This is a genomic window from Streptomyces sp. NPDC018019, assembly GCF_044327805.1.
Lineage (GTDB): Bacteria > Actinomycetota > Actinomycetes > Streptomycetales > Streptomycetaceae > Streptomyces.
The window spans coordinates 81,399-101,434 of sequence record NZ_JBIRGD010000003.1 but is presented as its reverse complement, the minus strand read 5'-3'; the positions used below and the strand labels follow the sequence as shown (position 1 = coordinate 101,434).

General features: G+C 73.4%; 23 protein-coding genes and 1 tRNA gene. 8 read left to right on the top strand and 16 right to left on the bottom strand.

The window, feature by feature from the left end; all coding sequences use genetic code 11:
* Positions 1 to 213: 213 nt before the first annotated feature.
* From ACH4FX_RS06275 to ACH4FX_RS06260, 4 genes are read left to right on the top strand one after another with little or no spacing between them, the layout of a single operon-like run.
* Complete coding sequence (locus ACH4FX_RS06275) at positions 214 to 483, top strand: acyl carrier protein (protein ID WP_398475696.1); 270 nt, start codon at positions 214 to 216, stop codon at positions 481 to 483.
* Positions 476 to 1,702 (top strand): beta-ketoacyl-[acyl-carrier-protein] synthase family protein, encoded by a 1,227-nt coding sequence (locus ACH4FX_RS06270; RefSeq protein ID WP_398475694.1) that lies wholly within the window; start codon positions 476 to 478, stop codon positions 1,700 to 1,702. Before ACH4FX_RS06275 ends, ACH4FX_RS06270 begins: the two co-directional genes overlap by 8 nt.
* Before the next feature lie 5 nt (positions 1,703 to 1,707).
* Positions 1,708 to 2,886, top strand: coding sequence for a beta-ketoacyl synthase N-terminal-like domain-containing protein (locus ACH4FX_RS06265; RefSeq protein WP_398475692.1), 1,179 nt, complete (start codon positions 1,708 to 1,710; stop codon positions 2,884 to 2,886).
* 24 nt (positions 2,887 to 2,910) lie between these two features.
* A complete protein-coding gene (locus tag ACH4FX_RS06260) occupies positions 2,911 to 3,933 on the top strand; it encodes an acyltransferase domain-containing protein (protein ID WP_398475690.1) in 1,023 nt (340 codons plus the stop codon).
* A gap of 32 nt (positions 3,934 to 3,965) precedes the next feature.
* Here the strand turns inward: ACH4FX_RS06260 and ACH4FX_RS06255 are convergent, their stop codons facing one another.
* The 7 genes from ACH4FX_RS06255 to ACH4FX_RS06225 form a co-directional block, all read right to left on the bottom strand.
* Positions 3,966 to 4,619: a response regulator gene (locus tag ACH4FX_RS06255; protein ID WP_398475688.1), complete on the bottom strand. Its 654-nt coding sequence runs from the start codon at positions 4,617 to 4,619 to the stop codon at positions 3,966 to 3,968.
* A complete protein-coding gene (locus ACH4FX_RS06250) occupies positions 4,609 to 5,757 on the bottom strand; it encodes a sensor histidine kinase (RefSeq protein ID WP_398475686.1) in 1,149 nt (382 codons plus the stop codon). Before ACH4FX_RS06250 ends, ACH4FX_RS06255 begins: the two co-directional genes overlap by 11 nt.
* A gap of 927 nt (positions 5,758 to 6,684) precedes the next feature.
* Positions 6,685 to 7,203 (bottom strand): hypothetical protein, encoded by a 519-nt coding sequence (locus ACH4FX_RS06245; protein ID WP_398475685.1) that lies wholly within the window; start codon positions 7,201 to 7,203, stop codon positions 6,685 to 6,687.
* A gap of 274 nt (positions 7,204 to 7,477) precedes the next feature.
* Positions 7,478 to 7,564 (bottom strand) — tRNA-Ser (locus ACH4FX_RS06240).
* 68 nt (positions 7,565 to 7,632) lie between these two features.
* A complete protein-coding gene (locus ACH4FX_RS06235; RefSeq protein WP_398475683.1) occupies positions 7,633 to 8,205 on the bottom strand; it encodes a nucleoside deaminase in 573 nt (190 codons plus the stop codon).
* Positions 8,206 to 8,229: 24 nt separating this feature from the next.
* Positions 8,230 to 8,772 (bottom strand): hypothetical protein, encoded by a 543-nt coding sequence (locus tag ACH4FX_RS06230; RefSeq protein ID WP_398476392.1) that lies wholly within the window; start codon positions 8,770 to 8,772, stop codon positions 8,230 to 8,232.
* Positions 8,773 to 8,971: 199 nt separating this feature from the next.
* A complete protein-coding gene (locus ACH4FX_RS06225) occupies positions 8,972 to 9,565 on the bottom strand; it encodes a response regulator (RefSeq protein ID WP_398476435.1) in 594 nt (197 codons plus the stop codon).
* Positions 9,566 to 9,742: 177 nt separating this feature from the next.
* Between ACH4FX_RS06225 and upp the strand changes: the two genes are divergently transcribed.
* Positions 9,743 to 10,378, top strand: a complete 636-nt coding sequence (gene upp / locus ACH4FX_RS06220; protein ID WP_398475681.1) for a uracil phosphoribosyltransferase — start codon at positions 9,743 to 9,745, stop codon at positions 10,376 to 10,378.
* A gap of 232 nt (positions 10,379 to 10,610) precedes the next feature.
* Here upp and ACH4FX_RS06215 read toward each other — a convergent pair whose 3' ends face one another.
* The 9 genes from ACH4FX_RS06215 to ACH4FX_RS06175 all read right to left on the bottom strand — a co-directional run bounded on the left by ACH4FX_RS06215 (position 10,611) and on the right by ACH4FX_RS06175 (position 17,189).
* Entirely contained in the window at positions 10,611 to 11,267 is a 657-nt protein-coding gene (locus tag ACH4FX_RS06215; RefSeq protein WP_398475679.1) for a LytR C-terminal domain-containing protein, read from the bottom strand.
* Positions 11,268 to 11,402: 135 nt separating this feature from the next.
* Positions 11,403 to 11,699 (bottom strand): type II toxin-antitoxin system VapB family antitoxin, encoded by a 297-nt coding sequence (locus ACH4FX_RS06210; protein WP_003986294.1) that lies wholly within the window; start codon positions 11,697 to 11,699, stop codon positions 11,403 to 11,405.
* A gap of 439 nt (positions 11,700 to 12,138) precedes the next feature.
* Positions 12,139 to 12,846, bottom strand: coding sequence for a hypothetical protein (locus ACH4FX_RS06205; RefSeq protein ID WP_398475677.1), 708 nt, complete (start codon positions 12,844 to 12,846; stop codon positions 12,139 to 12,141).
* 116 nt (positions 12,847 to 12,962) lie between these two features.
* Positions 12,963 to 13,640, bottom strand: a complete 678-nt coding sequence (locus ACH4FX_RS06200; RefSeq protein WP_398475675.1) for an RNA polymerase sigma factor — start codon at positions 13,638 to 13,640, stop codon at positions 12,963 to 12,965.
* A 35-nt stretch (positions 13,641 to 13,675) separates the two neighbouring features.
* Positions 13,676 to 14,260 (bottom strand): LPXTG cell wall anchor domain-containing protein, encoded by a 585-nt coding sequence (locus ACH4FX_RS06195; RefSeq protein WP_398475673.1) that lies wholly within the window; start codon positions 14,258 to 14,260, stop codon positions 13,676 to 13,678.
* 205 nt (positions 14,261 to 14,465) lie between these two features.
* Positions 14,466 to 14,861: a Fur family transcriptional regulator gene (locus ACH4FX_RS06190; protein WP_398475671.1), complete on the bottom strand. Its 396-nt coding sequence runs from the start codon at positions 14,859 to 14,861 to the stop codon at positions 14,466 to 14,468.
* Complete coding sequence (locus tag ACH4FX_RS06185) at positions 14,846 to 16,075, bottom strand: GTP-binding protein (RefSeq protein WP_398475669.1); 1,230 nt, start codon at positions 16,073 to 16,075, stop codon at positions 14,846 to 14,848. The genes ACH4FX_RS06190 and ACH4FX_RS06185 overlap by 16 nt, the downstream gene beginning before the upstream one ends.
* 5 nt (positions 16,076 to 16,080) lie before the next feature.
* Positions 16,081 to 16,251, bottom strand: a complete 171-nt coding sequence (rpmF, locus tag ACH4FX_RS06180) for a 50S ribosomal protein L32 (protein WP_398475667.1) — start codon at positions 16,249 to 16,251, stop codon at positions 16,081 to 16,083.
* A 131-nt stretch (positions 16,252 to 16,382) separates the two neighbouring features.
* Entirely contained in the window at positions 16,383 to 17,189 is an 807-nt protein-coding gene (locus tag ACH4FX_RS06175; protein WP_398475665.1) for a hypothetical protein, read from the bottom strand.
* 236 nt (positions 17,190 to 17,425) lie between these two features.
* Here ACH4FX_RS06175 and ACH4FX_RS06170 point away from each other — a divergent pair, with 236 nt between their 5' ends.
* The 3 genes from ACH4FX_RS06170 to ACH4FX_RS06160 are packed head-to-tail and all read left to right on the top strand — an operon-like array spanning position 17,426 to position 20,020.
* Positions 17,426 to 18,319, top strand: coding sequence for a phosphotransferase (locus tag ACH4FX_RS06170; RefSeq protein WP_398475663.1), 894 nt, complete (start codon positions 17,426 to 17,428; stop codon positions 18,317 to 18,319).
* The gene (locus ACH4FX_RS06165; protein ID WP_398475661.1) at positions 18,316 to 19,752 is read left to right on the top strand and encodes an amidase; all 1,437 of its coding nucleotides are present in this window, start codon (positions 18,316 to 18,318) and stop codon (positions 19,750 to 19,752) included. Before ACH4FX_RS06170 ends, ACH4FX_RS06165 begins: the two co-directional genes overlap by 4 nt.
* 40 nt (positions 19,753 to 19,792) lie before the next feature.
* On the top strand, positions 19,793 to 20,020 hold the full coding sequence (locus ACH4FX_RS06160) for a hypothetical protein (protein ID WP_398475659.1): 228 nt from the start codon (positions 19,793 to 19,795) through the stop codon (positions 20,018 to 20,020).
* Positions 20,021 to 20,036 lie beyond the last annotated feature (16 nt).

Genomic DNA, 20,036 nt, shown 5'->3' with positions numbered 1-20,036 from the left:
TGGCAGGCGCATAAAAGCTGCATGGACGGCAGGGCCCGGTAAGTCTCTCGGTCGCCCCGAAGGCGGCTGGAGGCACCGGGAGTTGGGCGCTCGGCGCCCGGGTTGCAGGCGCCTGGACACATCCCTGTGTCACTTTCGGAGTGTTGTCGCGCATTACCGCTCCGGGTTTCATGACCGGCGGCAGCAACGCAGAAACCGCAAAGGATGAAATAAATGAGTGAGGCCGTCCTCCCCGAGGAACTGCGCAACAAGGTGCGGGAGATCATCGCGGACGTCCTGGAGGCGGACGCGGACGAACTGACCGAGGAGAGCAGCTTCGTCGGCGACTTCGACGCGGACTCGCTGCTCGTCATCGAGATGTACTCGCGTTTCGAGCGCGACCTGGGCATCAAGGTTCCGCAGGAGGACGCACCGGAGCTCGACAGCCTGCCGGCCACCTACGCGCACCTCGCCAAGTACGCGCCGGAGGCCGCGGGTGTCTGACCGCGCCGGACGCCGGGTCGTGGTGACCGGGCTCGGGGCCGTCAGCGGCCTCGGCCTGGGCGCCGCGGAGTTCATCGCGGGCATCCGCTCCGGCCTTTCCGGCATCGGGCCGATCGAGCAGTTCGACGGCACCGGCTTCGAGCGGCAGCTCGCCGGTGAGGTCCGCGGGTTCAAGGCATCGGAGCATCTGCGGCGGGCCGACCCCGGGGCATGGGGGCGCAGCGGCCAGTTGGCCGCGGCCGCGTCGCGTATGGCCGTGACGGACGCGGGCCTGGACGACGAGGAACTGTCCGGACGCCGGACGGCGAGCGTCTTCGGTACCACCAACGGCGAGTCCCAGGTGCTGGAACAGCTGACCGCGCGGTGGGTCGCGGAGGGGCTCGACGCGCTCGACCCGACCCTGGTGGGACAGGCCGACGCGGGGCGGATCGCCTCCGCCGTCAGTGCCGAGCTGGGCCTGACCGGCGAAGCAGTGACCTTCGGTACCGCCTGCGCGGCCGGCAACTACGCCATCGGCTACGGCTACGACCTCGTACGCAGCGGTGAGGCCGACTCCGTGCTGTGCGGCGGCGCCGACTCCTCCAACCGCGCCACGCACGCGGGCTTCCATCGACTGGGCGCGCTGGCCGAGACCGTGCCCCGCCCCTTCGACGAGCACCGTGACGGCATCGTCACTGCCGAGGGCGGCGCCGCCCTGCTGCTGGAGACCCTGGAGTCCGCCCGCGAACGCGGCGCCCGTGTCTACGCCGAGGTGCTGGGCTACGGCATGACGTGCGACGCGCACCACATGACCAATCCGCACGCCCCGTCCATCGCCGAGTGCATCCGCCGGGCCCACCGCAATGCCGGCATCGTCCCGGCAGACGTGGACTACATCTGCGCGCACGGCACCGGTACCGGCGCCAACGACTCCACCGAAGTCGCGTCCGTACGGGAGGCGTTCGGCGAGCGCATCCCGCCGATCAGTTCCATCAAGTCGATGCTCGGCCACACCATGGGCGCGGCCGCCGCGTTCGGTGCGGTGGTGTGCTGCGCCGCACTGTACGAGGGCTTTCTGCCGGCGAGTACGACCGTACGGACCGTGGACCCGGCGCTCGGCGCCGACCTGGACTGCGTACCGGTCACCTCACGGGAGCACAAGCCGCGGGTGGTGGAGAACCACGGCTTCGCCTTCGGCGGGAACAACGCCGTAATGATTTTCGGAGACGCCGCCGTATGAACACCATGACAGCCACGACTTCGCCGACGGCGCGCGCACTGCCCGTCGTGCCCGCGGTGGACATCGTCCAATGCGCGGTCCTCAGCGCGGCGGGCCAGGGCCTGGAACCGCTGGCGGCGGCACTGTCCGGACGGTCCGCCGTCCCACCGGCGGACCCGGCGGCGCTGCCCGGCGCCGAACCGGCGGGGGCCCCGGTCCAGTGCCCGGTGGAGATCAGGCCGGTCTCGGGGCCGCAGCCGGCCGAGATCCTGGGACGCAAGGGGCTCAGGGCGCTGACCAGGGCCGACCAGCTCGCCATGGCAGCCTGCACGCTGTCGCTGGACGCGCTCGCCGAGGACGGCGCGGCACTGCCCGCCGACCGGACGGGGGTGGTGCTCGGCAGTTCCGTCGGCAGCGCCCGTGCCTGGGGAGAGTTCACCCGGGACACCTTCGTCCAGGAGGCGCCCTACTTCGTCAACCCCTCCCATTTCCCCGGCACCTTGATGAACGCCGCGGCGGGCCGTACGGCCATCCGGCACGGCCTGACCGGCGTCAACGCCACGGTTTCCGGCGGCCCGCTGGCCGCGCTGCACGCCTTCCGCTACGCCCGTAACGCACTGCTGGGCGGCCATGCCCAGCGGCTGCTGACGGGCGCCGTGGAGGAGCTGTCGGCACAGAACGCCTGGGCCTGGTACCGGTCCGGGGCGCTCAAGCCGGGCACCCCGCTGGGGGAGGGCGGCGCGGTCTTCGCACTGCAACCCGCCGCTCCGACGGGCGAGGCCGTCCGCCCGCTCGCCCGGCTGCTGGCCTGCGACACCGGCTTCGCCGACCCCGCCCGGGGGCCGCTCCACGCGGCCCAGCGGCTCGCGGACTGCATACGAACCGCGCTGCTGCGCAGCCGGGTGGCGTCTGAGGACGTGGCCATCGTGGCACCCGGCGCGGCCGGACGCCGCGGCTGGGACGCGGTCGAGGAGCGGGCCCTGCGCAGCGCCTTCGACGGCGGCCCCGAGCCGTGCCGGCTCACCGTCCAGCCCGTGCTCGGCGAGACCAACGGGGCGGGTGGGGCGCTCCAGCTGGCTGCCGTGCTGGCCCGCTGGCAAGACCCCGCCGCCGACACCGAAGGGGAGCGCGCCGCGCTGCTCACCTCGCTCGGTGCCGACGGGAGCGTCGGCTGCGCCGTCGTCGTGCGCCCCGACGCCGGCTGACCGGCCACACCAAGGAGAGTTCGGATGTCCCTGACAGCACAGGCCCCCTCCGGCGAGGGCGGCGCGCCGCGCCCGGTGGCGCTGCTCTTCCCCGGCCAGGGTTCACAGCACGTACGGATGGCCGCCGGCCTCTACCGCCACGACCCGGTGTTCACCGAGGCCATGGACGCCGCCCTCGCCCCGCTGGGCGACGCCGGGCACGCGGTGCGCGCCGACTGGCTCAGCGAGGCCCCCGACGCGAGCATCGACGCCCCGGGACGGGCCCAGCCGCTGCTCTTCGCCGTGGAATACGCGCTCGGCCAGATGGTCCGGAGCTGGGGCGTACGCCCCGCCGTGGTGCTCGGCCACAGCGCCGGGGAGCTGGTCGGCGCGGTGCTCGCCGAGGTCATCGGCCTGGCCGATGCCGTACGGATGGTGCACGAGCGCGTCGGCCACCTGCGCGGCGCCCCGGCCGGCGGCATGATCGCGGTGGTCGGCGGTGCGGAGGAGCTCAGCCGCTATCTGACGGGCGATGTGGCGATCGCCGCGGTCAACGCCAAGCGCCAGACCATGCTGGCCGGTACGACCGGCCACCTGGCGGCCGTGAGCGAGAAGCTCCGGGCCGACGGCTATTCCGTCGCCCCCGTACCGGCCACCGTGCCGTTCCACTCGCCGGCGCTGGCCGAGGCAGCCGAGGCCGCCGAGGCCGCGTTCCGGACGGTACGGCTGAGCCCGCCGGCGTTCCCCGTCCACTCCGGCTACACCGGCGAGCTCATGACGGACGAGATCGCCACCAGCCCCCGCTACTGGGCGCGCCAGCTGACCGATACGGTCCGGTTCGGGCCCGCCCTGGACCGGCTGCTGGCCACCGGTGACCACATCCTCGTCGAGGCAGGTCCCGGCCAGAACCTCACCACCCTGGCCCGCCGGCACCGTGCGGTACGCCGCGGCGGCAGCACGGCCGTACCGCTGCTGCCGGCCCGGCCAGGGAGCGCGGAGGACGAGCGGCGGTCGGTTCTCGACGTGGCGGAGCTGCTCCGGAACGAGGGGTACCCGCGGGCGTCGTGAGCCCGCGTCGTGGAGCGGCAGGGTAGGGCCTCCTACCCTGCCGTCCTACGAAGCTCGGCCGGCCCCCTGCCCAATCCCTTGTTCACCGCATCGAGCCGGGAGGTGGCACCCAGCTTCCCGAAGATGTTCCGCAGATGCCGTTTGACGGTGCCTTCGGTGATGGCGAGCCGCCGTCCGATCTGCCGGTTGCTCATGGCCTTGGCCACACACTCCAAAACCTCGCGCTCACGCGCGGTGAGCAGGCCCGACGGCTCTTCCACGGGGGACGCAGAGCCCGCGCCCGCCCCCTGGAGGCAGGTGACCCTACCCCCCGTCATCACACTGCGCATCGCGGCAACCAGCGCGTCCTGATCGACGCCCTTGTGCACGAACCCGGCGGCCCCCGCGGCCAGCAGCGAGTCCACCAGCGCCCGGTCGCTGTGCATGGTGAGCACCACGACCCGCACTCCGGGTACGGCACGCAGCAGCTCGCCCAGCGTCGCATGCGGCCCGGAACCGGGCATCTCCACATCGAGCAGCACCAGATCGGGGCGCAGAGCGGTGGCGAGCGCCACGGTGGACGGGCCGTCGTCGGCCTGTCCCACGACCGTTATTCCCGGGGCCATGTCCAGCAGTTCGCACAGCGCCGAGCGCAGCAGGCAGTGATCATCGGACGCCAGTACCCGGATGTCCCGGTCACCAGGCATGGGCGTTCCCGGGCTCGGCCGGCCTGGCGGGGTTCGGCACCCGCAGATGGACCCGGGTGCCCAGCCCCTTCCGTGACACGACGGACAGCGCGCCGTCCAGCGCCCTGATCCGCTGCCGCATCGAGGCGAGCCCGCTGCCGCCGCTCTCCCCGGACGCGGCCGGGCCGGTGTCGAAGCCCCTGCCGTTGTCCTCGACGAGACCGGTGACCACATGCGGCGTGATGTTCACCTCTGCGGAAAGAGCGGTCGCCCCGGAGTGGGTGACCGCGTTCCACAGACACTCCCGTACGACGAGGAAGATCTCCTCCTGGTACCGGGCCGGCAGCCAGCTCTCGCCCCCGTTGACCCGGACGTCGATCTCCAGGCCCGAAGCCCCGGAACCGAGCGTGGCGACGTACTCCTCCAGCCGGGCACGCAGCCCCGGCCCCGGCCCGCCCGAGCGCAACCCGCTCACCAGCTCCCGGGCGAAACAGATCACTTCCTCCAGCGCCCGCTTCGCCTCACCGATCCGGTCCCGGCCGGAGCCCTCGGTGATGCCCGTCCGCGCCTCCATCTCGTGCAGCTCAAGACACCGCAGTACCAGGCTCAGGTTGCTGCCGATGTGGTCATGGATGTCGCCGGCGAGCCGCGACTGCTCGGCGGAGTTGGCCGCGTCCACACTGTGCGCCATGAACGCGTCGTAGCCGATGAACGCGGCGCGCACCCGGATCTTGATGCTGGCGTGCAGCGTCTCGACGGCCCGCAGCAGCCGGGGCACCCGCTCGTCCTGCGGCAGGCCGTCCGCCAGCCCCCGCAGGCTCTTCAGCACCACGTCGAAGAGGATGTGCGCCGCTGCCACCGAGTCGTCGGACGACGCCCGCTGCAACGCCCGCCGGGCCCCGAGCGCCATCGACGCGAACTCCGCGTCGGAATCCAGACTCCCGCGCCCGCCCTCGGCGTCCTCGTCCCCCAGCGACCGCAGACAGTCCGCGATGATCGCCCGGGCCTGCCGCTCACACCCCTGCCACAGCTCCTCGTCCAGCACGAGTGGGTTGGCCACCGCCCGCAACGCCTCGGCATACGCGGCGATGACAGGTTCGACGACCCCCTCACCCCCGACACCGAGCACCACCCCGGGCGCCATCCCTCCGGCCGTCATCGCGTCGCTACCCCCCTGTCACCGATAGGGCCCGGCACCTGTACTGCCTGGGCTCGCCGGCATGCCGCGCCTGCCCTGGTCCACACTTGAATGATCGATCATACGCATTCGGGGTGTGAGGGCAGGGCTTGCTGTCGCAGGTCAGAGGGTCGGGCGGGGGGGGGGGGGCACGGGCCCTGCCGGAGGAGCGGAGGCGTACCGGCTCTGTCCGGCTCGTTGCTCCGATCTCGTACCCGGACACGAGCACCGTGCCGCAGGTTTCGCCGCCACCGCCGGGAACGAGCAGCACTGCCGGCGGACACAGCGCCTGATGAATGACGCCCAGGAAGTGGCCCGCGCACAGCACGTCCAGTACTTCCAGGCCGATACGAGCCACTTCTTCGGGCGGCAGGCCGCCGCCGAACTCGATGCGGGAGCCGAGATCGACCGCGCCCGGGACGTACCCGGACACGATCCACAGACTCCTCCCGTGTGCCACACAGTCATGTACGGCAACACTGCGGTGGTGCTCATCGAGGCGCCTCACGAGACGGATCTCGTCACGCACCGCTGTGACCCAGGCCGCGACGTCGGGGCCGTCCCCTGCGGCCGAGGGCTGCAGGGCGGCCTCGGTCATCGTGACGTCGTACCGGCACTCCTCGTCATGGGCCAGCCAAGTCGTACGACCCGGGCTCCCATGTACGGCGAGCTGTTCGACAAGCCGGTAGCGATCGGCGATCACCGTGCCCTCACGCGTCATGGCATACCCCCGTTCCCCCTGCCTCGGCGCGCCCAGGGCAAAACACGGCCGCTGAGTTATGTCCGAAACCCTTCCCACGGCACCGGGTCCTGTTCGGGTCCTGTCGGGCCCCTTGTACCTCGGTGCCGATTCGCCGTTACCCCAGCAGCCTTCCCGTAGTGCTGTTCCGATGGATGCGTACGGTGTGGTCAGTCCGCCCCGACCCGCGCTCCGGCGGCACGTGCCGGCGCTCGTGCTTCAGGACTGACGCCCTTCTTGCGGGGAGACATCCGGGCGTCCGTCGCCTCCCGTTGGGCGACGCCCAGGAGATGCCGCGGCCCAGGAGCCGCGACGACGCCCAGGTACCGGGGGTCGCCTGCGAACCAGGCTTCGGTGACCCGTCCGGACTTCACCGCGCGTACCCAGAAGTGCCCCCTGGTCCCGATCAGACCGCCGTAGCCGAGACTCACGGTTTTCTCCGGCCGCTCCGGGTCCGGCACGACAAACTGCGTACTGCCGTTCTTCTCCGGCTTGGCCTCGGCGATGCCCACCTGCCACGGGTAGACGCGCAGCACCCGACGTGTTCCTGTCAGGGAGGCCGCCGCAATCACTGCGAGCAGGGCATACCACATGCCGACACACAGCACTGGAAGCCACAGCACCAACAGCCAGGCCGGCGTCATGACGACGGCGAAAAGCCACACGGGAAAACCCAGCAGCCAGGCCACCAGGACAGCACACCGGAACATCGCGGTACGGCACCACGCCCGGCGGGTGGCCGGGTGCTCCCATGCCGTTTTGCCTCCGGATGCCAGCGCAGCCTTCGCCGCCGCGGGCTCCTTGGATACATCCGGGGAACGGCCCGTGCCGTGGATGACCGTGTGGGCAAGGAGACATGCCAACGGTCATCACAGCGGAAGCCGGGCACCCACCGTGTTGCACCTGCAACACGCAAAACACCCCTCCGATCGCGTTCCCGCAGATCGGAGGGGTGTTTACGAGCGGTAGCGGTGGGATTTGAACCCACGGAGGAGTTGCCCCCTCACGCGCTTTCGAGGCGCGCTCCTTCGGCCGCTCGGACACGCTACCGAGAGGAACTCTAGCCCACGGTGGGCCGTACGCCGAAATCGGTATCCGGTGGAGCGGATGTGCGGGGGTCAGCGGGAGCGGAAGAAGGTGGTCAGGAGGTCGGCGCAGGGGGCGGCCAGGACGCCGGTGATCACTTCGGGGCGGTGGTTGAGGCGGCGGTCGCGTACGACGTCCCAGAGGGAGCCGGCGGCTCCGGCCTTCTCGTCGGCCGCTCCGTAGACGACGCGGTCGAGGCGGGACAGCACGATGGCGCCGGCGCACATGGTGCACGGCTCAAGGGTTACTACGAGCGTGCAGCCGGTCAGCCGCCATTCTCCCGCCCGTCGCCCGCCACCACCCCGAATGGGATCGCTGAGCGAGGCCCCCCCGCCGAGCGACGGGTTCGTGTTCAGGGTGCGGGCCGCCTCCCTGATGGCGAGTATCTCGGCGTGTGCGGTGGGGTCGCCGGTCGCCTCGCGCTCGTTGCGGCCGGTGCCGATCACCGTGCCGTCCGCGGACAGCACAACAGCGCCCACCGGGACGTCACCGGTCCCGGGGGCGAGGGCGGCCTCGTCCAGCGCCCGGCGCATCGCGGTGGTCCAGGGATCGCGCAGCGGGTCGGGCGCCGTGGGGCGGAGGGGGTCGGGCAAAGGGGCGGTCATGCCTCCCAGTGTCCGTGACGGGCGTTACCTCACGGCCTCCAGGACGTCCGTGCAGCCGAGGGAGTCGGCGATCTCGGACAGCGCGTCGGTGTCGAGTGCGAGCAGCTCCTTCTCGCCGATGCCCAGGTCGGCCAGCAGGTCCGGGTCGCCGAGCGGGCCGGGCGGCGGCGTCTGGGCATCGGCGGCCGGGACCGTCTCCTCGCCCTCGCTCCCGCCGTCCGCCGGGTCGGGTTCGCCGTCCTCCGTACCGTCCAGGTCGAGGCTGTCGAGGTCGTCCGTGCCTTCCTCGTCGCGGCCGAGCAGTTCGTCGGTGAGCATCGCACCGTACGAGCTGCGGGCGGCGGCGGCGGCGTTCGAGACGAAGATCCGCGGATCGTCCTCGCCGTCCACGCGGACGACTCCGAACCACGTGCCTTCCTGCTCGATGTATGCCACCACCGTGTCGTCGTCGACCGCGGCCTCACGGGCCAGGTCGGCCAGATCGGTCAGGGTCTCCACATTGTCGAGCTCCGTGTCGCTCGCTTCCCACCCGTCTTCGGTGCGCGCGAGCAGTGCGGCGAAGTACACCGTGACTCTCCCACTGGTCATAGGCGTGCCGGGTCGGACGGGGTGACGCCTTGGCGCCGCAGGTCCCCGCCCATCGGAATCGTGGCAGAAACAACGCGATTGCGCGGGGTCTTCGGCGTGGCGTCGTGCGGCCGTTCCGAGAGATGTGGCTCACGTCTTGTGTGGCGGAAGGTTCTGAGGGGGCTGGAGAGGCGTTCGGCTACCAGCGGAACGTGCGCATTCTCATGGCCTGGCGCATCCGGGCCGCCCGGGCGCGGCGGGGCTGGACGCGGTCGCGCAGTTCCTTGGCCTCGTTGAGGTCGCGCAGGAACTGGGCGCGCCGACGCCGGCGCGCCGCGTCGTTCTCGCCGCCGGTGGCTCCGTCGCCGATGTCCTGGGCGTTGGCGTCCCGGTCGGTGGTGTCGGGGTCGGTGGTGTCCCGGTCGGTGGTGTCCCGGTGGCCGGTGCGCTTGGTGGCCCGGGTGCTGGGGCTGCGCGCATCGGTTTCCCGTACGGAGGGTTCCCGGGCGTCGGCTTCCCGGGCGTCGGCTTCCCGGGCGTCCGTTTCCCGTACGGAGATCGCCTGTACGGCGATGTCCCGCGCGTCGGCTTCCCGATTGGTGGCAGCGTCGGCTGCCTGGGCGGCGGCAGCTTTTCCGGTGCGGGCCGCTGGGGCCGCCGCCCCGGCCCGCCCGCGCTTTCCGGCTGTCCTGCCGGTCCGGCGTCGGCCCGTGTTCTTGCCCGGGCTGTCGCCGACGCCGGTGTGTCCGCCGTCGCGGCCGGTTCCGTTTCCGTTCCCATTCCCGTCGGGCACGCCGTACACCGCCTTGGGACGAGGTCCGTGCCCGGCGCCGGTGCGACAGACCGGGCGTTTGTGCCCACTTTCCCCCGGAGCGGTGGGTCGATGCCAATGCGTCGGAATCCGTTTCCCGGCCCGCCCGGCGCCGACGGGCGGGCGCCGGCGCTCCTGACCTCGGCTACTGTCGATGTCATGCGGATCCACGTCGTCGACCACCCGCTGGTGGCGCACAAACTCACTACCCTGCGCGACAAGCGCACCGATTCCCCGACCTTCCGGCGTCTCGCCGACGAGCTGGTCACCCTGCTCGCGTACGAGGCCACCCGCGATGTGCGGACCGAGCAGGTCGACATCGACACACCGGTGACGGCGACCACCGGTGTGCGGCTCTCCCACCCCCGCCCGCTGGTCGTGCCGATCCTGCGCGCCGGGCTGGGGATGCTGGACGGCATGGTCCGGCTGCTGCCCACGGCCGAGGTCGGCTTCATGGGCATGGTCCGCAACGAGGAGACGTACGAGGCCCACACGTACGCCACGCGCATGCCGGACGACCTCTCGGGCCGCCAGGTGTACGTGGTGGACCCGATGCTGGCCACCGGCGGCACGCTGGTCGCGGCGATCCAGGAGCTGATCAACCGCGGTGCGGACGACGTCACCGCGATCTGCCTGCTGGCCGCTCCCGAGGGCGTCGAGGTGATGGAGCGCGAGCTGGCGGGCGCGCCGGTGACGGTCGTCACGGCGGCCGTGGACGAGCGCCTGAACGCCGACCGCTACATCGTTCCCGGCCTGGGCGACGCGGGCGACCGGATGTACGGCACGGCGGGCTGAGGAAGGGTTCGTAGTCCGGGGCGGGCCCGCGCGGAGCGGGCCGTGCCCCTGGGGCTGGGCCCCAGGACTGGGTTCCAGGCCGGGCTGTTCCGCCGGTCCGGGCTGTTCCGCCGAGCCGGGTTGTCCCGCCGGTCCGGCCGTCCCGGCCCGGTCCGGGCTGTCCCGGGCCGGCCGTCGCCCCCATCAGGGCCGGCCGGTGTGCCCCCTCAGGCCCGCCCGGCCGATGCGCCCCTCAGGTCCGGCAGTGCGGGTCCGCCTTGGACGGTGCGGTCAGCGCGGTGAGCGACTTCTGGGCGGCGGCCGGTTCGGCCAGCGCCTTGAACGTGTCGCCGATGATCAGGTCGACGTCGCCGGTCTTACGGGTGTCCGTCTTGGACTCCGCGGCTTCGAGCTGCGTACCCAGCACCTTGCGGCCGCCCTCGGACGTCGTCTGCGCGCCCAGGAGCACGCCCGCGCCCTTGACCTTCTTGTCGTAGGCGGGCGGGGCGTTGCCCACCTTGCCGACCTTGAAGCCGCGCTTCTTCAGCTCGTCGGCGGTCGTTTTGGCGAGGCCGCCGCGCGCCGTCGCGTTGAGGACGTTGACGGTGACGTCGGCGGGCTTGGGCAACGGCTTGCCCGTACCGGAGGACGCCATCGCGCCGGCCTGCTGCGCACCGCCCGGGCCGGGGCATTTCTTCTTGTCCTGCGCGGCCTGGGCCGTACCGCCCTTGCCGCCGAAGACATCGATGAGCTGCAGCGTGCCCCACCCGGCCAGGGTGAGGGCGCAGACGGCGGCGGTGATCACCAGGGCGATCCGCCGACGGTGACGGGGGCGGCGCATCCGCGGATACCTGTCGCCCGTGATGCGGTACTTCTTACCGCCCATGCCGGGGGGCGTCAGCATGCTCATGTCCGCAGCGTAGTGCGGGGCACGGCCCATGCCTACTAAATGATCAATGCGTGGCGCGAGACCCCACCCGAAAGGACCAATACGCTCCGCCGATCGGGGAGGCGGCGCCGTGTCGGGTGGTGTCCGGCGCGGGCGTCAGCCCAGTTCCAGGACGCGGGCGTGCAGCACCTGGCGCTGCTGGAGGGCCGCGCGCACGGCGCGGTGCAGCCCGTCTTCCAGGTAGAGGTCGCCCTGCCACTTCACGACGTGCGCGAAGAGGTCGCCGTAGAAGGTGGAGTCCTCGGCGAGCAGCGTCTCCAGGTCGAGCTGCTGCTTGGTCGTCACCAACTGGTCAAGGCGTACCGGGCGGGGGGCGACATCCGCCCACTGGCGGGTGCTCTCCCGGCCGTGGTCCGGGTACGGCCGCCCATTTCCGATGCGCTTGAAGATCACACGGAAAGCCTACCGGGCCACCGGCTCCGGGCGCAGCCATGCGGACGGAGAGCGAAGGCGACAAAGGATGGCAATTCCGGAGCGCGGTGCGCGGGAGACGGGGGCGGGAACGGGGTGCGGAGGGTGGTGCGCGTCCCGTGCGGCCACGGTGGGCGTGGGGCGGCCGCGGGGTGGCCGCGGCCGGGGGAAGGCGGGCACCGGCCGGGGAAAGTGGCGCAACGTGCTCCCGAGGACGGCCGGAAATGAACGCCGCCCGGGGCGCGGGAGCCGGAACGGGGCGCGTGAGCGAGGCGGTGACGCGGGCCCGGCGGACCCGCAAAGAGTGCGGAAATTCCGCAAAGCCCGTGAACTGTGTGGCGCGGGTGAATTCGACACGAACGAGGTACGGCTCGTCGCGCCGGGCGGCCGTGGGCGGGGGTGTGGTGGTACGGCCGCCCGCTCAGCGGCCCGGCGAGGTGATCGGCGGCTTGCGACCCGCTGGTGCCCGGCTGGGCGTCGCCGAACCGGAGTGGTCCGTGGAGTGATCCGGGGAGTGGTCCGCCGCGTCCGAAGGGGACGCGGACGGCTGCCGGTCCGCGTTCTTCCGTGTGGTGTCCCCGGACGGCCTGCCGGGCCGCGCGTCCGGGGTCAGGCTCCCCGGCTGCGCGGTGGGCGTGGGTGCGGCGCCGGGGCGCGTGGGTGTTGCGGAGGGCTGCGGGGCGGAGGCGCTGGGCCTGGGCGTATGCGTGGGGGAGGACGGTGAAGGGGTGGGGCGGGACGGTACGGGGCTGGGGGACGAGGCGGGCGCGGGGCGCGGCGGCGTGGGGGTCTCCGGGGCGAGAATCAGGTAGCCCACGGCGGCAGCGGTCACGGTGGCCGCTGCCGCCAGGGGTAGGACGAGGCGCCGCAGCGGCCGTCCCGCGAACGGCACACGGCGCAGGAACGGGACGCGGCGCAGGTGGGGACCGGGCGGCGCGGCGGGCCGCAGATCCCGGACGTCGATCTGCCCGGCGCGCGCCGCGAAGGCGGCCCGCAGCCGCGCCTCGACCGGACGCTCTCGGAGAGAGACATCCGGCGCGGCGCCCGCTTCCGGCCGATGGCCGTCGATCGCTGCGTCCGGCCGGTGCCCGTCGGTGGCCGGGTCCGCCCGGTGTCCGTCGGCCCCCATATCTCGTTGGCCCCCGCCGATGCCCGCGCCCGCCCGGTGCCCGTCGGCCCCCACCTCTCGCCGGCCCCCGCCCGGCCGTTCCCCATCCGCCCCCGAAACCCCGGACTCCCGCTCCGTCACGTCTCCGCCTCCAGCATCTTCTCCAGGGAGTCCAGCGCGCGGCTGGCGATCGACTTCACCGAGCCGCGGCTGATGCCCAGGGTCGCCGCGATCTGGGCCTCGGTCAGCTCGCCCCAGTACCGCAGGACGAGGACCTCGCGGCGGCGGGCGGTCAGCCGGCCGAGGGCGGCGAGGACCTCGCGGTGCTCCTCGTCGAGGACGATGCGCTCCTCGGCGGACGGCGCGTCCGCCTCGTACGGGGGCGTGTAGTCGCGGGCCGTACGCCGGCGCCGGAGCACCGAGCGGGCCGCGTTGACGACGGCGGTGCGCAGGTACGCGAGGGCGTTGTCGACCTCGTCGAGCTGTTCGCCGTGCCGCTTGTAGAGGGCCGCGAACGCGTCCTGGACGACGTCCTCGGCGGTGGCCCGGTCGTCCACCAGCAGCACCGCCAGCCGCACCATGGCCAGCCGGTGCGCGTGGTAGAGGTCCGTGATGGTGGGGCCCGAGCAGTCGCCGGGGGCTCCGGCGGGGGCCGCGGGCGGCGGTCCGTACGCGGTGGGCGGCGGAACGGTGCCGCGGGCGTCCACGGCGGAGCGGGCGCCACGCAGGAGCAGGCGCCGGCGCAGGGCGCGCCAGGGCCCCGGTACGGCGGCGGGCCGTACCGGGGCGAGGCGCGCGGCGGCGGTGAACTGCATCGGTTCCTCGGCCGTCGGGGAGGGTGCGGGGGGCCTCAGTCGGTACGGCGGCGACGGGCAGCGTAGACGGCGCCGCCGCCCACGGCGATCAGCAGGGCGGCGCCGGCGCCCAGCGCGACGTTGGTGGTGGTCGAAGCACCCGTCTTGGCCAGCTCGTCCTTGGCGGGCGCGGGGGCGGGCCGGGCCGCGTCGGCGTCCTGGCCCGGCGGCAGCGAGGGCTCGGCGCGGCCGGAGTGGGGACCGGCCGGCGCCGGCGCGGCGCTCGGCTGCGCGGAGGAGGCGTGCGACGGGACGGCGCTCGGCCGTGCGGCGGACGGGTGGGACGGGACCGCGCTCGGCTGCGCGGCCGACGGGTGGGACGGGACCGGGGACGGCTTGCGGTCGGCGTGGTCCGCTTCCTTCGGCGCGGCGGCGGTGGGCTTGTGCGCGGGGGCCGGCTCCTCGGCGTGCGCCGTACCGGTCAGGGAGAGCGCGGGCAGGGCGACCGTCACCAGGAGGCCGGCGGCCACGGCGCTGCGCACCCGGGCGAGGGCCGCCCGCCCGGCGCGGCCGGTGAGCGCGTACGAGGTGGCGGACAGGGGTGACGAGGGGGACGAGGCGGAGGTACGGGAGTCGTTCACAGTGGCTGCTCCACGATCGGCGGGGCGGCGCCGGATGGCGCCCTCACCCGTCACGACGTGCGGCGGGGGCGGGGGTTGCCGAAGGGACGGAATTTTCTCGACGGTCCTTGTACGCCCCCCGGTACGCCTCTTGTGCGCCCCCTTGTGCGCCCCTGGGACGCTCCGTGGCCACGGGAGCAGCCGTCGGCCCGCACGCGCGTCCCGGCTACGCGCACGCCCCGGTGCAACGGGCGCAGATGCCACTGAGTTCCACGGTGTGCTCGACGGCGCTGTAGCCGCTCTCCGCGCCGACCCGGTCCGCCCAGCGCTCCACCACATCGGAGTCCAGCGGGCGGCTGCGCCCGCAGCGGCGGCAGATCAGGTAGTGCCGGTGGCCGTCGGCGGGGCGCGGCCGGTACAGACGTTCGCCGGCCTCGTCCCGTACGACGTCGAGCCGCCCGGCCCGCTCCAGGTCGCGCAGGGTGCGGTAGACGGTGGACAGCCCGACGGGGATGTCGGCGGTCACCAGACGTACGTGCAGTTCCTGGGCCGACACGAAGTCCTGGCACGCGGTCAGCACGCGCAGGACGGAGGCGCGCTGCCGGGTCAGCCGGCCGCCCATGCCGGTTCGCCCTCGTGCTCGCAGGTGTCGGCCACGCCGTAGGTCTCCCAGACCGGGAACGGGTCGCTGCCGTACGACTCGGTACGTGCTTCGGCCTCCGTGATGAGGCAGCTGTCGAGGGCCGCGTGCAGCGCTCCGGCCCGCAGCCCGGTACCGATGAAGACCAGTTCCTGGGCGTCGCCGGGGCGGTCGTCCTCGGCCGGGTCGTGGGCCCCCGACGGCTCGAAGCGCGCGACGGAGCCCGCCTGCGACCACAGGCCGGTCACCAGAGGCCGGCCGGCGAGCCGGAAGAACCCCTTGGACCGGAGGATGTCCCCGTACGCGCCGCTGTCCATCCCCTCCGTGACGAACGACCAGAGCCGTCCCGGGTGGAAGGGCCGCGCCGCCCGGAAGACGGTGCTGGAGATCCCGTACTCCTCGGTCTCCGGTACGTGGTCGCCGTTCAGCTCCATGACCCAGCCGGGCGCCTGCTGGGCGCGCTCCAGGTCGAAGCGGCCGGTGCCGAGGATCTCGGCGGGCGCCACGCGGCCGTGCCGGGCGGGCACGATCCGGGCGGCCGGGTTGAGACGCCCGAGCGCCGCCCGCAGCCGCGCCGCCTGCTCCTCGTCCACCAGGTCCAGCTTGTTGACGACGATGACGTCGGCGAACTCGATCTGGTCCACGAGCAGGTCGCTGACCGTGCGCTCGTCGTCCTCGTACGGAGCCAGACCGCGCTCGGCGAGACCGTCGCCGCCCGCCAGCTCGGCGTGGAAGTTGACGGCGTCGACCACGGTGACCATGGTGTCCAGCCGGGCCACCTCGCCCAGCGTCGCACCGTCGTCGCGCGGGAAGGCGAAGGTCGCGGCCACCGGCATCGGCTCGGAGATGCCGCTGGACTCGATGAGCAGATAGTCGAAACGGCTCTCGCGCGCGAGCCGGTCGACCTCCTCCAGCAGGTCGTCCCGCAGGGTGCAGCAGATGCACCCGTTGGCCATCTCGACCAGCCGCTCCTCGGTGCGCGACAGGGCGGCCGTGCCGCCGCGCACCAGCGCGGCGTCGATGTTGACCTCGCTCATGTCGTTGACGATCACCGCGACCCGCAGACCCGCCCGGTTGTGCAGCACGTGGTTGAGCAGGGTCGTCTTCCCCGCGCCGAGGAACCCGGAGAGCACGGTGACGGGCAGCGGGCCGGGCCGCCCTGGCGACCCGGGGGCCGCTGACGTCCGCCGGTCCATGGCGGTCAGTCCTCCGGCCGCAGCAGGCCGCGCTCGTACGCCTTCACCAGGCGGCGCGGGACCTGGTAGACGGACCCGTCGACGGTCACCGGCACCAGGGCGGGCGTGCGGGCCTTCCACTGGGCGCGGCGGTGGCGGGTGTTGCTGCGGGACATCTTCCGCTTGGGGACGGCCATGGTCCGGAACCTCTCCAGGGGTGGACGGGGTACGGGCGCGCGGACACGGGCCGCGCGGCGCACCGCACCGGGCGATGACGCCGAGGCTATATGAAAATGGGTCCCATTACTAACTAGGGGTTGCTGCCGAGTCAGTGCGGTGATTTCGCCGTGGAGTGCTCGGGGCTGTCGTATCCGGGACTGTCGTACCCGGGGCTCGCGTAGTCGGGTCGGCCGTACTCCGGCCTCCCGTACTCAGGAGCGGAGTAGCCGGGCCGGGTGGGAGTCGGAGAGGTGGGAGGGTGTGGCGCTTGGGGTTGGAGGTGGGTGAGGAGGAAGGGGAGGATGCCGCGTTCCAGGAGGGCCTGGTGCCAGGCTGCGCGGGCCTGTGCCAGGTCGGTTTCCGGGGTGGGGGCCGGGTGGGCGTTCGTGGGGGGTGTCGGGCGGTTGCGGGCTGCTGTTGCCAGGAGCCAGACCAGGTCGGCCACGGTTGCCGCTGCCGCGACGCCCGCGGCGAGCCAGCCCGCGTACACCAGCTCGTCGGCGAACTGGCGGTGGGCACTGACGAGGCGCATTCCGAAGCCGATCGCGAGGAAGAGGACCGCGGCCACCGCGCCCAGGCTCGGTACGAGGACGGCCAGGGCGGGGAGCAGGCCGCCGGAGTCTGACGGGTCGGTCGCGGCGCGGGAGGCCGGAGGCAGGGTGTCCGGGGGCGAGCCGGCCGGGGTGTGTGACTCCGCCTGGGCGCGCAGCCGGGCGTATGTCTCGTATTCGGCGGCAGCGGTGGCGCAGAGGGTGGCGCGTTCTCGGTGTGCCCGGCGGCGCAGTTGTCCGGGGCGGGGGGCGTCCGGGGTGCGTTGCAGTGCTTCTCTGATCTCCGGGAGGCCGAGTGCCTGGTCGAGGGCCTGCTCGAAGGCGGCGGCCTCCTCGGTGCGGCGCAGGAAGTCGGTGCCTGGCATGTGGTCCCCCCGGCGGATCGGCGCAGGTCGCGCGGTGCGGCCGTCGATGTGCGCGGTTAACTTGCTGGATTGCGCAACTGTATAACTTGATAGGAGCGGCGTCGGGTCGGCGCTGCCGACTTCCGGCCATCCGGTCCCCGGTTCGGGTGACCGGCGCGGTGGCTCGTACGGTGGCCGGTGCGAGGGCTTCGTGCTGGTCTGCGCCCGCCCGCACCGGCGTCAACCGAGGAGGAACCATGCGATCCGTCCCGACCGGCATCGGTGCCTGGGCCCGCCGCCGGGCCGGCGGTGAGATCACCGCGGTCCGCAACGTCTCGTGGCGGCCGGACGGCGCCCGGGTGTGGGAGCTGACGCGCGCGGACGCGGCCCGGTTCTTCCTCAAGACCGCGCCGTCCGCGGCCTGCTACACGCGCGAGACGCACGCGTACCGACACGCCGTCCCCGCCCTCGGCCACGCGCACGCGCCCGTCCTCGTCGACAGCGACCCCGGCCGGCTCGCACTGCTGCTCACCGCCGCGCCGGGGGCCGGTGCCTCCGGAGCCGCCCTGGGCCGTGCCGGCCGTACGGAGCTGTACCGGCAGGCGGGCGGCCTGCTGCGCCGGCTCCACGACGCGTGCGGCGCGGCGGGCCCGGCGGGCGGCGCGGACCGGTGGGCCGACACCCGGCAGGCGGCCGCCGAGGAACACGTGGCCGCCCTGTCGGCCGCGGGCGCGCTCGACGCGGCGGAGCGGCGGCTGGTCCTCGACCGGGCCGCGGTGCTCCCCCTGCTCCCGCCGCTGCCCGCGGGCTTCCTCCACGGCGATGTCGGCGAGCACCACTTCCTGTGGGACGCGGCGGGCCGGCGCCTGGCGTTCGCCGGTTTCGCGCGGGCGCGGCTCGGCTGCGCGGCCGAGGACCTCGTACGGGTGACGTGCGGCGCGTACCCGGGCGATCCGGCCCTGCGCGCCGCCTTCCTGCGCGGTTACGGGCGGGAGCTGACGGACGCGGAGCGGTACGCGCTGCCGGCGCTCGCCGCGCTGGACGCCGCGGAGGTGTGGGCGCGCGGTGTGCGGACGGGCGACACGGAAGCCGTCGGGCGGGCCCGGGGGGTGGTCGGGGCGCTGCTGGACGGTGTTGGCTTGCGGGCATGACCGGTGACACCGAGATCACCTATGCCGACGCGGCCGGCCTCGCCGCCCGCATCCGTCGCCGTGACGTGTCCGCGCGGGAGGTCGTACAGGCCCATCTCGACCGCATCGAGCGGGTCGGTCCGCAGGTCAACGCCATCGTCACGCTCGACCCCGAGGGGGCGGCAGCGGCTGCGGCGGCGGCCGACGAGCGGCTGGCCCGGGGTGCGGAGGTGGGGGTGCTGCACGGCCTGCCCATCGCCTTCAAGGACACCCACCTCACGCGGGGCATGCGTACGACCCAGGGCTCGCCGCTGTACGCGGACACCGTTCCGGACGAGGACGAGCTGCTCGTCCAGCGCATCGAGGCCGCCGGGGCGATCCGCATCGGGAAGACGAACGTGCCCGAGTTCGCCGCCGGTTCGCACACGTTCAACCCCGTCTTCGGGGTGACCCGCAACCCGTACGACCTGGGCCGCTCGGCGGGCGGCAGCAGTGGCGGGGCGGCTGCCGCCCTGGCCGCGGGGCTGCAACCGCTCGCCGACGGCAGCGACATGGGCGGCTCGCTGCGCAACCCCGCGTCCTTCTGCAACGTCGTGGGGCTGCGGCCCACGCCCGGCCGTGTGCCGTCGTACCCGGCGTGGAACCCGTGGGACACGCTGACCGTGCCCGGCCCGATGGCCCGTACGGTCGCCGACGCCGCGCTGCTGCTGTCGGTCATGGCGGGACCGGACCCGCGCTGCCCGGTCAGTCTGGAGGCGCCCGGTGCGACGTTCCGCGAGCTGCCCGCGCGCGATCTCACCGGGCTGCGCGTGGCCTGGACACCGGACCTGGGCGGCCGGGTGCCGGTCGACCCCGGCGTACGGGCCGTGCTGGAGCCGCAGGTGGAGGTGTTCCGGCAGCTCGGCTGCCGGGTCGCGGAGGACTGCCCGGACCTGGACGGGGCCGACGACGTCTTCCGTACGCTGCGGGCCCACCACTTCGATGCCGCGCTCGGCGCGGTGCTCGACGCGTCCCGCGACGCCCTGAAGCCGAGTCTGGTGTGGAACATCGAGCAGGGCCGCCGCCTGACCGGGGCCGACCTCGCGCGCGCCACGGCGGAACGGGCGCGGCTGCACCTGCGCGCCGTGGAATTCTTCGCCCGGTACGACGTGCTGCTGGCGCCGGTGTCGCAAGTCGCGCCGTTCGATGCGGAGTTGGAGTACCCGGCCGTGGTCGACGGGCAGCCGCAGCACACGTACATCGACTGGATGCGGTCGGCCTACTTCGTGTCCGTGCTCGGTGTGCCCGCGCTGTCCGTGCCGGCGGGCTTCACCCCCGAGGGGCTGCCGGTGGGGCTCCAGATCGTCGGCCCGCCGCGTGCGGACCTGGCCGTACTCCAGGTCGGCGCCGCGTACGAGGCCGCCACCCGGCACGGCCGCCGGCGTCCGGTCCTGCCTGGCGAGATCGTCACCTGACGGCACGGACGGCTGCTCCCGCCCCGCTACGATCGCACGTATGAGCGTGGGGGAGAGCGGGGAGCAGTCCGGCAGCCGGGCCGCCCGCATAGCGGTGTCCGTGGTGTGCACTGCCCTGGTGGTGGTGCTGGCCCTGTTGCTGGGGTGGTGGCTGGACTGGTGGACCCCCGGCTTCGCCTGGCTGTCCACGAAGGCGGCCGTCAAGGTGGCGGTCGGGGCGCCGGTCGCGCTCGTGGCGCTCCTCGCCTGGCTGCGGAAGAGCCGCTGAGCGGTCGTCCGTTGAG

Coding starts and splice junctions, on each gene's coding strand:
- ACH4FX_RS06260 (WP_398475690.1), top strand. CDS start 2,911: ATGTCCCTGACAGCACAGGCCCCCTCCGGCGAGGGCGGCGCGCCGCGC.
- ACH4FX_RS06235 (WP_398475683.1), bottom strand. CDS start 8,205: ATGACCGCCCCTTTGCCCGACCCCCTCCGCCCCACGGCGCCCGACCCG.
- ACH4FX_RS06165 (WP_398475661.1), top strand. CDS start 18,316: ATGACCGGTGACACCGAGATCACCTATGCCGACGCGGCCGGCCTCGCC.
- ACH4FX_RS06175 (WP_398475665.1), bottom strand. CDS start 17,189: ATGCCAGGCACCGACTTCCTGCGCCGCACCGAGGAGGCCGCCGCCTTC.
- rpmF (WP_398475667.1), bottom strand. CDS start 16,251: ATGGCCGTCCCCAAGCGGAAGATGTCCCGCAGCAACACCCGCCACCGC.
- ACH4FX_RS06275 (WP_398475696.1), top strand. CDS start 214: ATGAGTGAGGCCGTCCTCCCCGAGGAACTGCGCAACAAGGTGCGGGAG.
- ACH4FX_RS06250 (WP_398475686.1), bottom strand. CDS start 5,757: ATGACGGCCGGAGGGATGGCGCCCGGGGTGGTGCTCGGTGTCGGGGGT.
- ACH4FX_RS06265 (WP_398475692.1), top strand. CDS start 1,708: ATGACAGCCACGACTTCGCCGACGGCGCGCGCACTGCCCGTCGTGCCC.
- ACH4FX_RS06190 (WP_398475671.1), bottom strand. CDS start 14,861: ATGGGCGGCCGGCTGACCCGGCAGCGCGCCTCCGTCCTGCGCGTGCTG.
- ACH4FX_RS06200 (WP_398475675.1), bottom strand. CDS start 13,640: ATGCAGTTCACCGCCGCCGCGCGCCTCGCCCCGGTACGGCCCGCCGCC.
- ACH4FX_RS06185 (WP_398475669.1), bottom strand. CDS start 16,075: ATGGACCGGCGGACGTCAGCGGCCCCCGGGTCGCCAGGGCGGCCCGGC.
- ACH4FX_RS06215 (WP_398475679.1), bottom strand. CDS start 11,267: ATGAGCATGCTGACGCCCCCCGGCATGGGCGGTAAGAAGTACCGCATC.
- upp (WP_398475681.1), top strand. CDS start 9,743: ATGCGGATCCACGTCGTCGACCACCCGCTGGTGGCGCACAAACTCACT.
- ACH4FX_RS06170 (WP_398475663.1), top strand. CDS start 17,426: ATGCGATCCGTCCCGACCGGCATCGGTGCCTGGGCCCGCCGCCGGGCC.
- ACH4FX_RS06160 (WP_398475659.1), top strand. CDS start 19,793: ATGAGCGTGGGGGAGAGCGGGGAGCAGTCCGGCAGCCGGGCCGCCCGC.
- ACH4FX_RS06255 (WP_398475688.1), bottom strand. CDS start 4,619: ATGCCTGGTGACCGGGACATCCGGGTACTGGCGTCCGATGATCACTGC.
- ACH4FX_RS06205 (WP_398475677.1), bottom strand. CDS start 12,846: ATGGGGGCCGACGGACACCGGGCGGACCCGGCCACCGACGGGCACCGG.